The sequence below is a fragment of the Rhizobium fabae genome, from assembly GCF_003985135.1.
In the GTDB taxonomy this organism is placed as follows: domain Bacteria; phylum Pseudomonadota; class Alphaproteobacteria; order Rhizobiales; family Rhizobiaceae; genus Rhizobium; species Rhizobium pisi.
In genome coordinates, this window is sequence record NZ_ML133650.1 from 110,835 (window position 1) to 124,577 (window position 13,743).

Genomic DNA, 13,743 nt, shown 5'->3' on the forward strand with positions numbered 1-13,743 from the left:
CCACTATCAGGAATAAGACCGTGACCATCACGATTACGACCGCCCCCTGCTGCTGGGGCGTGGATGACGTCAGCAATCCGAACCTTCCCGCCTGGGAGCGTGTCTTCGACGAGGCGGCGGCCGCCGGCTATGGCGGCCTCGAACTCGGACCCTATGGCTATGTGCCGCTCGATGACGCGCTCGTCGCCAAGGCGCTCACCGAGCGCAATCTCTTCATCGTCGCCGGCACGATCTTCGATGATCTCGTCTCCCCCGGCAACCGAGAAACTTTGTTACGGCAGACGGACGAAATCTGCGCCGTCATCACCCGGCTGCCGCAGCCGGCACAGGCGGCGGGCCAACGGTTCAGGACGCCCTATCTCACGGTCATGGACTGGGGCCATGACGAGCGGGACTATGCGGCGGGCCATTCCGACCGCGCGCCGCGCCTCGACGACGGTGCCTGGGCCGGTATGATCGCCAATATCACGGCGATTGCGGAGCTCGCAGCGCGCAAATACGGCGTGCGCGCCGTCATCCATCCGCATGCGGGCGGCTATATCGAATTCGCCGACGAGATCGAGCGGGTGGCAAACGACATTCCGCGGGAAATTGCCGGCTTCTGCCTCGACACGGGCCATACCTATTATGCCGGCATGGATCCGGTCGACACGCTTCGCCGCTATGCCGACAGGCTCGACTACGTCCATTTCAAGGATATCGACCAGGCTGTCTTCGACCGCGTGCTAGGCGAGAAGATCCGTTTCTTCGAAGCCTGCGGACAGGGCGTCATGTGCCCGATCGGCCGCGGCGTCATCGACTATCCCGCCGTCAGGCGAACGCTTGAGGAGATCGGCTATCACGGTTTCATCACCGTCGAGCAAGAGCGCGATCCTCTCAATGTCGCCGGCAGCCTCGAAGATGTGAAACAAAGCCTGGATTACCTCAGGTCGGTTGGATTTTAGGAAAGACATGATGACGAATGACAGGAGAAAGCCAATCCGCTGGGGCATGGTCGGCGGCGGCAGAGGCAGCCAGATCGGCTATATCCATCGCTCGGCGGCTCATCGCGATGATGTCTTTTCCCTTGCGGCCGGCGCCTTCGACATCGATCCGGAGCGCGGCCGCGCCTTCGGCGTCGATCTCGGGCTCGACGAAGGCAGGAGCTATCCGGACTATGCGGCGATGTTTGCGGCCGAAGCCGGGCGTGCGGATGGCATCGAGGCCGTCTCGATCGCAACGCCCAACAACACGCATTTCGCGATCTGCAAGGCCGCACTCGAGCATGATCTGCATGTGATCTGCGAAAAGCCGCTCTGCTTCACGGTCGCCGAAGCCGAAGAGCTGAAGGCGCTTTCCGAAGCGCGGGGCCGTATCGTGGGGGTGACCTATGGCTATGCCGGCCACCAGATGATCGAGCAGGCGCGCGCGATGGTCAGGAATGGCGATCTCGGCGAGATTCGCATCGTCAACCTGCAATTCGCCCATGGCTTCCATAGTGCTGCGGTAGAGGATCAGAACCCCTCGACGCGATGGCGCGTTGATCCGAGATTCGCCGGCCCCAGCTATGTCCTCGGCGACGTCGGAACCCACCCGCTATACATCGCGAAGGTCATCCTGCCGCATCTCAAGATCAAGCGGCTGCTGTGCACCCGCCAGAGCTTCGTCAAAAGCCGCGCGCCGCTCGAAGACAATGCGGTGACCCTGATGGCGTATGACAACGGCGCCATCGCCACCATCTGGTCGAGCGCCGTCAATGCCGGCTCCATGCACGGCCAGAAAGTCCGCATCGTCGGCTCGAAGGCCAGTATCGAATGGTGGGACGAGCGGCCGAACCAGCTTTCCTACGAAATCCAGGGCGAGCCGGCACGCATTCTCGAGCGTGGCATGGACTATCTTTATCCCGAAGCCAGGATCGACGATCGCATCGGCGGCGGTCACCCGGAAGGTCTCTTCGAAGCCTGGGCGAACCTCTATCGCCGCTTCGGCTTCGCGATCGACGAACATCGCGGTCTTGCCCCGGCCGGTATCGAAGACCTCGTCTTCCCCGATGTCGATGCCGGCCTGGAGGGGGTGCGCTGGGTTGAGAACTGCGTGCGTTCCGCCGATGCCGGCGGGCTCTGGCTGGACTATCACTAGGTCGTCAACAGCGGTGCAGCCCTTTCCTCAGATCGCGCCATGTACGTGCTGGAGGCCTGGTCGACGGCGATACATGCAATCAGATAAGCCGGTCGTCATCTTCCGCCGCCCGCGGCGCTCGGCGACGCGTGCTGCCGGTGGCGGCTTTCTTATGCTCGTCGGCAGCTGCCTCGCGGATTTGCTGGAAGCTGTTGTCGCCGCGGTCTTCTGCCGTGGGCTCGGGGTCGCTCTTTTTCACGAAACGGATCATGGGTCATTTCCTGCTATGACGGTGACAGCGCTCCGCACACATATCGGAGCGCCCTCGAAAAATCGGCGTCAGACCGCAAGCGCAGTGGCGCAGCCTTGAACACTTCGGCTGTCGGGCGAGGTCTGCCCAGGCATGGTCGCCCAGCCGCCGGCCTCAACAAACTGACGCTGCTTGTAGCCGTCGTTAAGTGCCTTGAACTCGATCAGTTTCGCGCTCGCATCCGGCGCCGCATTGAACCGCTCAACGCAAATGGCCGACGCCAGCTCTCCGCGTGCGATGTCGCCGGCCGTCGCCGCCGCTTTGCTTGACGTCCCGCCTGTTACCCAGCCTCCCCAGCTGAAGCCTATAATCATTGTGGCGATCGCCGTGACGACGCAGGCCCAGACGAGAAGCGTCTTGGATGGCTGGTAACTGTCGAAACGCTGGGTGATCGATGTCTTGCTGCTGCTCTGCACGGACATTGGAATTCTCCCTGTCTATTGTGCGGGTTGCGCCGTCCGGCGACGCCGGAACGGTTCAGGCTGTTTTCAGTATCCCATATCGCCCATGCCGCCATTTCCGGCTGCAGGGGCAGTGTCTCTTGCGGGAATGTCGACGATCATCACCTCGGCGGTGATCAGAAGTGCCGCAATCGAACCGGCGTCCTGCAGGGCAGTCCGCACGACCTTGGCAGGGTCGACGATGCCGGCCTCGATCATGTCGACATAGGTCTCCGTCTGTGCGTCGAAGCCCTGATTGTGATCATTGCTGCCGGCGAGTTTTCCGACGACGATCGAGCCCTCGAACCCGGCATTGTCGGCGATCTGGCGGATCGGGGCTTCGAGCGCCCTGAGCACGATCGAGATGCCCGCCGTCATGTCGGCATTCTCACCGGTCAGTCCTGTCAGTGCAGACTTCGCGCGCAGCAAAGCTACGCCGCCGCCGGGCACGATGCCCTCCTCGACGGCCGCGCGGGTGGCGTTCAGCGCGTCATCGATGCGGTCCTTCTTTTCCTTGACCTCCGTCTCGGTCGCGCCGCCGACGCGGATGACCGCGACGCCGCCGGCGAGTTTCGCCAGGCGCTCCTGCAGCTTTTCCTTGTCGTAGTCGGAGGTGGTCTCCTCGATCTGCGCCTTGATCTGCTGGATGCGTGCCTGGATGGCGGCTTTATCGCCGGAGCCATCGATGATGGTGGTGCTATCCTTCTCGATCAGCACGCGCTTGGCGCGGCCGAGCATATCGAGCGTGACGTTCTCGAGCTTGATGCCGAGATCCTCGGAGATCATCTCGCCTGCCGTGAGCACGGCGATGTCTTCCAGCATGGCCTTGCGGCGGTCGCCGAAGCCTGGCGCCTTGACGGCCGCGACCTTCAGGCCGCCGCGCAGCTTGTTGACGACAAGCGTCGCCAGCGCCTCACCTTCGACATCCTCCGAGATGAGAAGCAGCGGTTTGCCGGTCTGCACGACGGCTTCGAGAATCGGCAGCATCGCTTGCAGACTGGCGAGCTTCTTCTCGTGAACGAGGATGTAGGGATCCTCCAGCTCGACGCGCATTTTCTCGACATTGGTGACGAAATAGGGCGAGAGATAGCCGCGGTCAAACTGCATGCCTTCGACGACATCAAGCTCGGTCTCGGCAGTCCTTGCCTCTTCGACGGTGATGACGCCCTCATTGCCGACCTTGTCCATCGCCTTGGCGATCATCTCGCCGACGGCGGCGTCGCCATTGGCGGCAATGGTGCCGACCTGGGCGATCTCGCCTGATGACTTGACCTTCGTGGCCCTCGCCTGGATTTCCCTAACGACGGCGGCAACGCCGAGATCGATGCCGCGCTTGAGATCCATGGGATTCATGCCGGCGGCGACGAGCTTTGCGCCTTCGCGGAAGATAGAGGCGGCAAGGACAGTCGCGGTCGTCGTGCCGTCGCCGGCAAGATCATTGGTCTTCGAGGCCACCTCGCGCACCATCTGCGCGCCCATGTTCTCGAATTTGTCGGCGAGCTCGACCTCCTTGGCGACGGTAACGCCGTCCTTGGTAATGCGCGGCGCGCCATAGGCCTTGTCGATGACGACGTTACGGCCCTTGGGACCGAGCGTCACCTTGACGGCATTGTTGAGCAGCTCGACGCCGCGCAGCAGGCGATCGCGCGCATCGGTAGAGAATCTGATTTCCTTGGCAGACATGATGTTTCGTCCTGTTCGGTTTTGAGATCTGGGGCGAAATTCGCCCCTCAGGCGGCTTTGTCGGCGGCCTCTTCGGTCTTTTCGACGATGCCCATGATGTCGGTCTCCTTCATGATCAGAAGGGTTTCGCCATCGATCGTGACTTCTGTCCCGGACCATTTTCCGAAGAGGATGAGATCACCGACCTTGACATCGAGCGGGACCAGGTTGCCGCTATTGTCGCGCAGGCCCGGGCCGACTGCGACCACTTCGCCTTGTTGCGGCTTCTCCTTGGCGGCGTCTGGTATGATGATCCCGCCCTTGGATTTGACATCGCCTTCCGCACGCCGAATGACGACGCGGTCGTGAAGTGAACGGAATTTCATTGAGGTCTTTCTGCTGCCGGCGCATAGGGCGGCTGCAATACATAAATAACACTCGTGGCACTCGATTGATAGGAGTGCCAAGAAATATTATTCGCGGACGGAAATTTCTTGAAAAACTCAAGAAATCGATCCATCCGGATATTTTGTAATAAACATGAAACGAAAAGAAATTCTGCGCCATCGTGCGGCATTTTTATTCGCTGAGACAAAGAATTAATTCGGTGTTTTTCATAAACGAATCCGAATTTATCTTGATTTAAACTCAATTAAGGCGTACCGATAAAGCTCGTTGATTTGGCCGACTTGGCTTCGCGGTGTCAGAGACCTACGACCCGCCATACACCACCGAATTGTCGATAGCGAATATAGAACGCCGTTCCGGCGCTCATATCGCTTGTTCGATCCGGGATGAATCCGGCGCTGACCGCGGATGTACCGGCAGCGTCCGGATCGTTTCGGTTCGGATGTCAACGATACAGGAAACGCATGGGCGTATTCCTGCGGAGGCCTGAATCATGACAATTCGCACCACACAAACCGTCGTCTGCTTTTCATCTCCATTTCGCTTGCCGGGCTTCGATATGGCGCAGCCGGCCGGAGAATATCGGGTCGATTATGACGAGGAATTGATTGACGGCATTTCGCGGCTTGCCTGGCAACGCGTCGGCGCCTTCATCCATCTGCCGGCGATCGCCACGCAGAGTTCGACGCAGCAGATGATGCCGATCCACCTGTCGGATCTCGAAAACGCACTCGAAAAGGACCAGAAGCAGCCATGACCGCGACAAGCAACCGGCAACCCAATGGACGTCCGATCCGACGCGAGGCAGCGACACATATCTTCAAGGTGGGGCAGACCGTCCGGTTGAAGGATGGGTTCTTTGTCGTCCCCTCCAAGCTCCCCGACACATACCGCATTACCGCCACGCTGCCGCCCAGAGGAAATATGATGCAATACCGCATCCACAGTGACGACGAGCGTCATGAGCGGGTCGCGACCGAAGACAGCCTGGAGCTGGTCAACATGTCGCCCGCCGGCAACGGCGCAACACTGATCGAGAAGACGTTTGGCCACGGCCCGAATGACGGAAGGGTGACATCGTGAACAGCCATGAAGACGAAGTCGAACAAAGACGGAATGCTTTTGCCGTCGCCACTAGGGCGAACAAGGGTGGCGCGAGCGGCCGCTACTCGATGAACATCGAACGCGACCGTCGGATGGAACCCGCCCGTTCGTGGTCCGTCTATCATGTCTCTGCGCGTGTTCCAGTGCACGCGGACCAAGCCGTGATCGGCGAGAGCCGATCCGAGGCCAGAAAAGACATAATGTCCTTCAACCTTCTCAACATAGGATACCGGAAAGAATGGATCAGGCTGTCAGGCGCCAACCGGGGCGCTCATGAGGCCCCGCCGGTTCACCCCTGGCGCTAGAGCCTCTGGCGATGGGGATACCTCTTGGTACGTCCGAGCCGATCGCTTCTGATCCTGGCTAGGGATGCCCGCCCCTTCGGGTTGACCAGCGCGGCAGGACCTCGTTGACTTCGGATATCGCTTGAAAGATGGTGACGTCGTGCCACCTCGGGGATGGGCAGTCCATCTCTTGGGATGAACCGGCGTGAAGGAGTTTGCGGTTCATGTTCGATCATGTCTCCATCGGCGTAAAAGATCTTGAAAGAGCCCGCCGTTTCTACGACGCCGCACTGGCGCCGCTCGGATATGAGCGCCTGTCCAATTCCGACGCCATGATCGGCTACGGTCCCGAGAGGGTCGGGCTCTGGGTCATGCAGGTCGATCATCCTATCGTCCCCGACATGCAATCCGGACTGCATTTCTGCTTCGTCGCCCCTGATGAAGCCGCAGTCGACGCCTTTCATGCGGCCGCCATCGCCTCCGGCGGCACAGATAACGGCGAACCGGGCATCCGGCCGGATTACGGGCGGTTCTACTATGCCGCCTTCATCATCGATCCCGATGGCTACCGCCTCGAAGCCTATTTCCACAAAGGCGAACTGTAAGAACCGTCAGGCCGCTGTTCTCGATATCGATACGCAGCATCCCGAAGCTTCGAGCGCCTCGTTGGCGACCTCAATGAACAGGCGGCGGAACCAGCGCGCGCGCCCGTCCGCCTGGTCCACCCGGCGATAGAGCATTGTCACGGGATCGGCCGGCAGCGAAAGCGGCGGCTCGCAGATCGTCAGCCCGTGCAATTGCGCCATGCAACGGCCGATCGATTCCGGGACGACAGCAATGGCGGGCATTGCCCTCAGCGCCGTCGGCAGAGCGGAGAAACGCGGGACGGTCGCCACCACACGGCGGCTGCGGCCGGTGCTTCCGAGCGCGATGTCGATGCCGGTTGCGGCATTACCTTCGAACGAGACAGTGACATGCGCGACATTAGCGAAGTCATCGAGGCTCAGCGGCGCCTTCAGCCCGAGTTGAGCGCTGTCGTAAATGCAGACCAAGACCTGGTCGAACAGCGGCGCGCGAATATGCCAGGAGGCCGGCTCCTCGTGCACGGAGACGCTGAAGTCGAAGACGCCCTCGTCCAGCCGGCGGGCGGCATCGCGCTTTTCTGCCGCGATGCCGATAAGCCGGGCTCCGGGCGAAAGCTGGAGAAGGCGAGCCGCGAGCGGGCCGAAGAAAGCGGATTCGAGATTATCGCACATGCCGATGCGAAACTCGCCCTGCCAGGTCGCCGGATTGAATTCCTCCGGCGGGCGGATGGCGCACTCGATGCCCGATAGCGCATTCTCGATTGCCGGGGCGATGGAAAGCGCGCGCGGCGTCGGCTGCAGGCCCCGACCGACACGCACGAACAGTTCGTCGTCCAGCGCCTCGCGCAGGCGCCGCAGAGCGGCCGAGAGACCTGGCTGACCGAGCAGCAGGCGTTCGGCAGCACGGCTGACATTGCGCTCCTGCATCAGCACCGAAAAGGCGAGCAGAAGATTGAGGTCGATCTTACGAAGAGTGGCGTCATTCATCATCGTGAGTAATACCTGACATGGCTACTATCAATTTGCAATAGGAAAGGAAGCTGTACATTTTCTCGTTCCCTGCCGCCCGGCAAACCTCCCCCGATAAGGCGGCAGCAAAGAAGGAACGATTTCGATGACTCTTTCCAAATCGCGAAGCGGAGCGGGGCTGGCATTGCTGCTGCTCTGCGCCGCCAACTTTCTCGACGCCATGGATGTCTCCACCATCGGCGTAGCGCTCCCCGCCATCCAGGCCGAACTCGGCATGGAGGCGACCTCGCTGCAATGGGCCGTCAGTGCCTATGTACTCGGTTATGGCGGCTTCCTGCTGCTTGGCGGCCGGGTTGCCGACGTCTTCGGCCACCGCCGCGTCTTCCTCTGGTCGCTGGCGATCTTTGCGGCCGCCAGTATCGCCGGCGGCTTCGTCGACAGCGGGCCGACCCTGATCGCCGCCCGACTGATCAAGGGCATTGCCGCTGCTTTCACGGCGCCTGCGGCCCTTGCCCTGCTGCTCTCGGTCTTTGGCGAGGGAAAAGCGCGGGCAAAGGCGCTCGGGGTCTTCTCCTCCACCGGCGCCGCCGGCTTCGTGCTCGGCATGGTGCTCGGCGGCGCGGCGACGATCTTCAGCTGGCGGGCGACGCTTGTCATGGGCGCGCCTGTTGCCATCCTGACGCTCGTTCTTGCGCCGCTGGTGCTGCCCGCCGACCCGAAGAGGACGGGACCGCGGCCTGCCTTCGACTGGGCCGGGGCACTGACGATCACGCCCGGCCTGCTGCTCTTCGTCTTCGGCATCACCAATGCCGCGGCCACCGGCTGGCAAGCCTTCCCGACCTGGGGTTCGCTGCTCGCATCGCTGGTGCTGATCCTGCTCTTCCTGCTGGTTGAAGCGCGCCATGCCGATCCGATGGTGCCGCTCGGCATGTTCCGCCGGGCCAGGCTGCGGCATTCCAATGCGGTTGCCGCCCTCTTCCAGGGCGCTTATGTCGGCTTCCAGTTCCTGGCGACGCTCTACTACCAGAACGTCATAGGCTGGTCGGCCTTCACCACCGGCTTCTGCTTCGCGCTTGGCGGCGTCTTCGTGATGTTCCTGGCGCCGCGTTTTGCGACGCTGGCGCAAAATCGCGGCACCACCGGCCTGATGGCTACGGGTGTCGGTCTGCAGGCGTTCAGCTACATCTTCTGGGTGACCGCATTCGGCCATGTCGACCCGATCCTGCTCGTCCTGTTCTCGCAGATCCCGCTCGGCCTCGGCTACGCCATGACCTACCCCTCGGTGCAGGTTGCGGCACTTTCCGACGTGGAAGAGAATAAGTCGGGGCTCGCCTCCGGACTGCTCTTTGCTTCGTTCCAGATCGGCGGCGGCATCGTGCTTGCAGCCGCCTCGGCAGTCTTCAGTGCATCGCCGCAATTCGGATGGGATCCCTATGTCGCCGGCATCGCCTTCGTAGCGCTGCTTGCGGTGGCGATCACCCTGCTTGCGGCCGCCGGCCCGCGGACATCGGTCGCGCCCGCCTATCAGGCGGCGGAATGACCATCATCGGCCCGCACCCTGACCGGTGCGGGCTCCTCATGAACAGAAGCGATATATGCAAGAATCCTGTTGCTCCGCCTCGGCGAAAGGCGCATGGTCCCACCTTCGGCAGCCATTGTACGGGCGCTGCCGACTGAGGGTCCTTATCCCCTCGCCCCGACGAAAGGAGGACCGATGTCTTCCACTTCCGAAAAGCCATATCTGACCTCATCCGATCTCGACATGCTTCAGGGCGTGCTCGACGATGCCGGCTATGACGCCAAAATCCTGATCGACAACGAACGGGTCTTCAACGTCGCGGCTATACTGCTGATCAGACTGTTTCAGGAGGGCGTCACCTCGCCGGCCATGCTGGCACGGGCGCTCGAATACCATTTCGGCAAGTCAAAGACGCCGCCGAAAGCGGTGACCCCCGTCTTCAACCGATATGCGATACAGGGATTGCCGCGTGAAAGACGCGTCGCCAGCTAAGCGCCGCCCACCTCCGAAGGATCGTTATGCGGAAAACCCTGCTCCCTTGTATCTCGGTCGCAGCGGCCGGTTATTTCGGATGGATGCAGTTCGAGGCATATCAACAACGACAGCAGGCACGGGATCTTGCAGACATCGACAGGGAGCGCCGGGTGGCGCTCCTCAAAATTGACGGCTGCCAGGCACGGGTCGATCTGCTTCTGTCGATGACCGACCGCCTGCTCAAGGCCGGCGGCATGCAGGTGCCACTCGACATCGGAAGGGACATAGAGCTTTGCCTGGCTCGCGACATCATGTCGGCATCGGGCAGAGCGGACATGGAAAAACGAAGCTGATCCGCCTGTTTCCCATGCTTGACTAAGCCCTGTGGAAATGTGGCTTTCCTGCGGCAGCGGCCTTAATGGCACCTCAATTTTGTTCTATAGGAAAAGCTCGCTGATTTGGCCGATGCGGCATTTGCGGTGACCGGATTTCCGGCCCGCCATTTTCCCGATCGCGAAAGCATGGTGACGTCCCGTCTCAACGTCGGGTTTGGCTTTCGGTGACCTCTCCGGTCATCCGCCTCCAGACTGCGATGCGGTTTCAGCAGGCATCATTTTCATTTCACCCCTGCGGCCCGGTGTTGTCGGGCTGCCCCTCATGACGATCCCGCGATCTCCAATCGCGATCGACAAGCGGGGCGAATACCACGCAGGCTGCGGCTTTCAATTTCGATCTCAAAGGGAGATATCATCGATGGCAAAAGGACAAGTCAGAAGCAATCGCGAGGTCCGGAAGCCGAAGAAGGACAAGCAGGCCGCGAAGGTGGAAAGCACATTCGCCAATCAGATGAAGACGGCGACCCAAACCGCGCCACACGGCAGTGCTCCAAAGAAATAAGCCTCTTATCGAGCCGCCGGCTTTCGCCCTCGCAGCGCGTGGCAGCAGGATCGATTTGCGAGAGCATTATGCGTGAATTCAAAGTGATAGCGCGCCCTCTCGGATGCGCCGCGCTCCAGCGCGACATTATCATCCATTGACATGCTTTGGAAAAAACAGGAATTGCTGCAACCATGATCACTCTCCATACGATGTACCACTTCGACTATCCGCTCTTCCTCATTCGCTCGGCCGTGGTGATTGCACTCGGCTTTTCAGCCATCGCGGCCTTTCATGGCGGCGCTCTGTGATCGAATCTGCGCGCCGTAACGAGTACGAGGAAATCCGAGTTGCGCCTTCGGGCGAGCCTGGCGAAAACCCGGAGCGATCCGGAGGAGATGCCGCCCTTTTTGCCGAAAAACGCTGGTTGAAGATCCTTGCCGGATATCGCCAGCCGAGAGCCGGACGGAGCACTTTCGAGCTTGCCGTCACCGTCGTTCCCTTCGCACTGTTCTGGGCTGCCGCATGGGCGGCGGTTCATTACAGCTTCTGGCCCGGCCTGATCCTCGTCGTCCCTGCCGCCGCTTTCTTGCTCCGGCTGTTCATGATCCAGCATGATTGCGGTCACGGCTCGTTTTTTGCCCATCGCGGCGTCGACGACTGGGTTGGACGCGTGATCGGCATCCTGACGCTGACGCCTTACGACTATTGGCGCCGGGCGCATGCGGAACACCACGCCTCGGCCGGAAACCTGGACGAGCGCGGCGTTGGCGACATCGAGACGCTGACGATCGCCGAATACAACGCGCTGTCGCGTTGGGGCCGGCTCGGCTACCGGCTCTACCGGAACCCGATCGTGATGTTCGGGATCGGACCGGCATGGCTGTTCATCATCAAGCAGCGCCTGCCTTTCGGCATGATGCGCTCCGGCGCACTGCCATGGATCTCGACCATGGCGACCAACCTTGCCATCGCAGTGGCCGCCGCACTTCTGATCTGGACGGTCGGGATCATTCCGTTTCTCCTGGTGCATCTGCCGATCGTGCTGCTTGCGGGCGCAGCCGGCGTCTGGCTGTTCTATGTGCAGCACCAGTTCGAGGAAACGCATTGGTCGAAGAAGCCGGACTGGCAGTTCCAGCACGCGGCACTCCACGGCGCCTCGCACTACGATCTGCCGCCGGTGCTGCGCTGGATTACCGGCAATATCGGCATCCACCATGTGCATCATCTGTCGAGCCGGGTGCCCTACTACCGGCTGCCTGAGGTGCTGCGGGACCATCCGGAACTTGCCGAGATCGGCCGCATCACGCTCATGGAAAGCCTGCGCTGCGTCAAGTTGGTGCTGTGGGACGAACAGACGAAGCGGCTGGTCTCGTTTCGCGATGCGGCGCGGCTCGCCGCCGCGGGATAGTGAGCGGCCTTAGCGGTAGCCCGTCGCATCTGCCGGCTTGCTCGGCTCCTGCACTTCGACCAGGTAACGCCAGCAATCCGGCCGTGAACCGTCGATATCGTCGAAGCCGTAGATCTTTGCCATTCCGCCACTCGACAGCGACTGACCGTTCCAGCGAGCGCGGTCGGGATCGGCGGCGACGGCCGCGACGGCGCGGCCGACGAAGCGCGGCGTTTCGGAAATGGCGAAATGTGGCTGAATCTTCGTCGCGTCGCGCCAGTTCTCCTCTCGCACACCATAGGCCTCCAGCATCATTTCGGAGCGCAGCCAGCCGGGTGTGATCGAGACGGCTGTGGCCCCGTGCTTTGCCAAATCCTGGGCATGCGCCCAGGCCATCCGGGTGACGCCCGTTTTGACGAGATCGTAGAAGGGCGAAAGCCGATAGTGCGTGGCGTTGTATTCGGCCGTGCCGTCGGTCATTTCCACCAGCAACCCGCCCGGCCGCTCGATCATCAGCGGCAGGGCGTAGTGGGCGGTGATCAGATGCGTCTCGATGCCGAGCTGTAGCATCCGCAGGCCCTTGTCCAGCGAATGCTCCCAGACTGATTTGTCCCATTCGAACAGCTTCTCGCAGCCCCAGATGTCGTTGACGAGGATATCGAGCTGACCGGCCTCGCCGCGGATACGGGCGACCAGCGCCTCGACCTCCTGCCTGACGAGATGATCAACCCGCACGGCAATTCCCGTTCCGCCTGCGGCCGTTACCAGCTCAGCCGTCTCCTCGATCGTCTCAGGCCTGGCATATTCAGATTGCTGCGCACGTGTCGTCCGCCCCGTCACATAGACAGTGGCGCCGGCGGCACCGAGTTCTATCGCGATGCCACGGCCGGCGCCGCGCGTCGCGCCCGCCACCAAAGCCACTTTGTCCCGCAAGTCCGCTGTCATCTTTCCCTCCTCCACGCTAGAACGGCATTCATGCCGCGATGGGAATTGATCGGCCGCAACCGGCGTCCGTTGCATATAAACGAATGATCGTTTATAAATATGCAAGAGGAATTTCATGCCGCGCCGCCGTACCCTTTCCGATGAGCAGCTTCTCGCCATGGTGCTGGCGGTGATCCAGGCCGAAGGGCCGGATGCCGCAACCTTTGCGGCAGTGGCGAAAGCGAGCGGTCTTTCCGGCTCGACACTCGTGCAGCGTTTCACGACGAAGGCGGCAATGCTGCGCGCCGCGCTGCTTTATGCCTGGAACAGGCTGGACGCGGAGACGGCTCGGCTTGCCGAGACGGTGCCGAAAACGCCGAGGGGCGCTGTCGCGCTGCTCGTCGGCCTGTCTCAGGATTACGGCGACGATGCCGCGGCCTATGGCGAGGGATTGCTGGTGCTACGCGAGGATTTCCGCGATCCCGTGCTGCGCGCCCGTGGTGCAGCGTGGGGCAAAGCACTGAGGGCCGCTCTCGTCCAATGTTTTGGATCGGCGCAGGCGCCGGAGACGATCGCCCGGCTGATGCTGTCGCAATGGCAGGGCTCGCTGCTCTGGTGGGGTTTTGGCGCAGACGGGCCGATCTCTACCTATGTGGAAACCGAGCTGCAACGTTTCCTCGCAGCCGTGAAATCCTAAGCCCG

The 13,743-nt window shown here is 61.7% G+C and carries 15 protein-coding genes and 1 pseudogene; 10 read left to right on the forward strand and 6 right to left on the reverse strand.

The features are described 5' to 3' along the window. Window positions 1-20: 20 nt before the first annotated feature. A complete protein-coding gene (locus tag EFB14_RS13960; RefSeq protein ID WP_125846238.1) occupies window positions 21-944 on the forward strand; it encodes a TIM barrel protein in 924 nt (307 codons plus the stop codon). Between the two features lie 7 nt (window positions 945-951). Next, window positions 952-2,118 carry a Gfo/Idh/MocA family protein gene (locus EFB14_RS13965; protein ID WP_164737528.1) on the forward strand — a complete coding sequence of 389 codons (1,167 nt, stop codon included), beginning with the start codon at window positions 952-954 and terminating at the stop codon, window positions 2,116-2,118. A 79-nt stretch (window positions 2,119-2,197) separates the two neighbouring features. On the opposite strand, the gene EFB14_RS32895 is transcribed toward EFB14_RS13965, so the two are convergent. The 4 genes from EFB14_RS32895 to EFB14_RS13980 all read right to left on the reverse strand — a co-directional run bounded on the left by EFB14_RS32895 (window position 2,198) and on the right by EFB14_RS13980 (window position 4,895). Then, on the reverse strand, window positions 2,198-2,368 hold the full coding sequence (locus EFB14_RS32895; protein WP_164737529.1) for a hypothetical protein: 171 nt from the start codon (window positions 2,366-2,368) through the stop codon (window positions 2,198-2,200). Window positions 2,369-2,436: 68 nt separating this feature from the next. Then, entirely contained in the window at window positions 2,437-2,829 is a 393-nt protein-coding gene (locus EFB14_RS13970) for a hypothetical protein (protein WP_126826096.1), read from the reverse strand. A 66-nt stretch (window positions 2,830-2,895) separates the two neighbouring features. Then, a complete protein-coding gene (groL, locus tag EFB14_RS13975) occupies window positions 2,896-4,530 on the reverse strand; it encodes a chaperonin GroEL (protein ID WP_126826098.1) in 1,635 nt (544 codons plus the stop codon). Window positions 4,531-4,577: 47 nt separating this feature from the next. Continuing rightward, the gene (locus tag EFB14_RS13980; RefSeq protein WP_126826101.1) at window positions 4,578-4,895 is read right to left on the reverse strand and encodes a co-chaperone GroES; all 318 of its coding nucleotides are present in this window, start codon (window positions 4,893-4,895) and stop codon (window positions 4,578-4,580) included. A gap of 515 nt (window positions 4,896-5,410) precedes the next feature. Between EFB14_RS13980 and EFB14_RS13985 the strand changes: the two genes are divergently transcribed. The 3 genes from EFB14_RS13985 to EFB14_RS14005 all read left to right on the forward strand — a co-directional run bounded on the left by EFB14_RS13985 (window position 5,411) and on the right by EFB14_RS14005 (window position 6,910). Beyond that, entirely contained in the window at window positions 5,411-5,674 is a 264-nt protein-coding gene (locus EFB14_RS13985) for a hypothetical protein (RefSeq protein ID WP_126826103.1), read from the forward strand. Continuing rightward, complete coding sequence (locus EFB14_RS13990) at window positions 5,671-6,000, forward strand: hypothetical protein (RefSeq protein ID WP_125846244.1); 330 nt, start codon at window positions 5,671-5,673, stop codon at window positions 5,998-6,000. Before EFB14_RS13985 ends, EFB14_RS13990 begins: the two co-directional genes overlap by 4 nt. Before the next feature lie 529 nt (window positions 6,001-6,529). Then, the gene (locus EFB14_RS14005) at window positions 6,530-6,910 is read left to right on the forward strand and encodes a VOC family protein (protein WP_125846247.1); all 381 of its coding nucleotides are present in this window, start codon (window positions 6,530-6,532) and stop codon (window positions 6,908-6,910) included. A gap of 6 nt (window positions 6,911-6,916) precedes the next feature. Here the strand turns inward: EFB14_RS14005 and EFB14_RS14010 are convergent, their stop codons facing one another. Beyond that, on the reverse strand, window positions 6,917-7,879 hold the full coding sequence (locus tag EFB14_RS14010; RefSeq protein WP_126826111.1) for a LysR family transcriptional regulator: 963 nt from the start codon (window positions 7,877-7,879) through the stop codon (window positions 6,917-6,919). A gap of 124 nt (window positions 7,880-8,003) precedes the next feature. Between EFB14_RS14010 and EFB14_RS14015 the strand changes: the two genes are divergently transcribed. The 4 genes and pseudogenes from EFB14_RS14015 (at window position 8,004) to EFB14_RS14030 (ending at window position 12,138) form a co-directional block, all read left to right on the forward strand. Beyond that, entirely contained in the window at window positions 8,004-9,398 is a 1,395-nt protein-coding gene (locus EFB14_RS14015) for an MFS transporter (protein ID WP_125846249.1), read from the forward strand. Window positions 9,399-9,491: 93 nt separating this feature from the next. Next, window positions 9,492-9,869 (forward strand): hypothetical protein, encoded by a 378-nt coding sequence (locus EFB14_RS14020; protein WP_183604854.1) that lies wholly within the window; start codon window positions 9,492-9,494, stop codon window positions 9,867-9,869. Between the two features lie 26 nt (window positions 9,870-9,895). After that, a pseudogene (locus EFB14_RS14025) lies at window positions 9,896-10,230 on the forward strand (hypothetical protein). 804 nt (window positions 10,231-11,034) lie between these two features. Continuing rightward, complete coding sequence (locus EFB14_RS14030) at window positions 11,035-12,138, forward strand: fatty acid desaturase (RefSeq protein WP_125846251.1); 1,104 nt, start codon at window positions 11,035-11,037, stop codon at window positions 12,136-12,138. 9 nt (window positions 12,139-12,147) lie between these two features. Here the strand turns inward: EFB14_RS14030 and EFB14_RS14035 are convergent, their stop codons facing one another. Beyond that, the gene (locus tag EFB14_RS14035) at window positions 12,148-13,062 is read right to left on the reverse strand and encodes an SDR family oxidoreductase (protein ID WP_126826113.1); all 915 of its coding nucleotides are present in this window, start codon (window positions 13,060-13,062) and stop codon (window positions 12,148-12,150) included. Window positions 13,063-13,177: 115 nt separating this feature from the next. Between EFB14_RS14035 and EFB14_RS14040 the strand changes: the two genes are divergently transcribed. Then, window positions 13,178-13,738 (forward strand): TetR family transcriptional regulator, encoded by a 561-nt coding sequence (locus tag EFB14_RS14040; protein WP_126826116.1) that lies wholly within the window; start codon window positions 13,178-13,180, stop codon window positions 13,736-13,738. The last annotated feature ends 5 nt before the right edge of the window (window positions 13,739-13,743 follow it).

What these genes read in the sequence shown, in the direction of transcription:
- EFB14_RS14040 (WP_126826116.1), top strand. Translation starts at nt 13,178, where the DNA reads ATGCCGCGCCGCCGTACCCTTTCCGATGAGCAGCTTCTCGCCATGGTG.
- EFB14_RS14005 (WP_125846247.1), top strand. Translation starts at nt 6,530, where the DNA reads ATGTTCGATCATGTCTCCATCGGCGTAAAAGATCTTGAAAGAGCCCGC.
- EFB14_RS14010 (WP_126826111.1), bottom strand. Translation starts at nt 7,879, where the DNA reads ATGATGAATGACGCCACTCTTCGTAAGATCGACCTCAATCTTCTGCTC.
- EFB14_RS13965 (WP_164737528.1), top strand. Translation starts at nt 952, where the DNA reads ATGATGACGAATGACAGGAGAAAGCCAATCCGCTGGGGCATGGTCGGC.
- EFB14_RS32895 (WP_164737529.1), bottom strand. Translation starts at nt 2,368, where the DNA reads ATGATCCGTTTCGTGAAAAAGAGCGACCCCGAGCCCACGGCAGAAGAC.
- EFB14_RS13985 (WP_126826103.1), top strand. Translation starts at nt 5,411, where the DNA reads ATGACAATTCGCACCACACAAACCGTCGTCTGCTTTTCATCTCCATTT.
- EFB14_RS14020 (WP_183604854.1), top strand. Translation starts at nt 9,492, where the DNA reads ATGGTCCCACCTTCGGCAGCCATTGTACGGGCGCTGCCGACTGAGGGT.
- groL (WP_126826098.1), bottom strand. Translation starts at nt 4,530, where the DNA reads ATGTCTGCCAAGGAAATCAGATTCTCTACCGATGCGCGCGATCGCCTG.
- EFB14_RS14035 (WP_126826113.1), bottom strand. Translation starts at nt 13,062, where the DNA reads ATGACAGCGGACTTGCGGGACAAAGTGGCTTTGGTGGCGGGCGCGACG.
- EFB14_RS13970 (WP_126826096.1), bottom strand. Translation starts at nt 2,829, where the DNA reads ATGTCCGTGCAGAGCAGCAGCAAGACATCGATCACCCAGCGTTTCGAC.
- EFB14_RS13990 (WP_125846244.1), top strand. Translation starts at nt 5,671, where the DNA reads ATGACCGCGACAAGCAACCGGCAACCCAATGGACGTCCGATCCGACGC.
- EFB14_RS13980 (WP_126826101.1), bottom strand. Translation starts at nt 4,895, where the DNA reads ATGAAATTCCGTTCACTTCACGACCGCGTCGTCATTCGGCGTGCGGAA.
- EFB14_RS14015 (WP_125846249.1), top strand. Translation starts at nt 8,004, where the DNA reads ATGACTCTTTCCAAATCGCGAAGCGGAGCGGGGCTGGCATTGCTGCTG.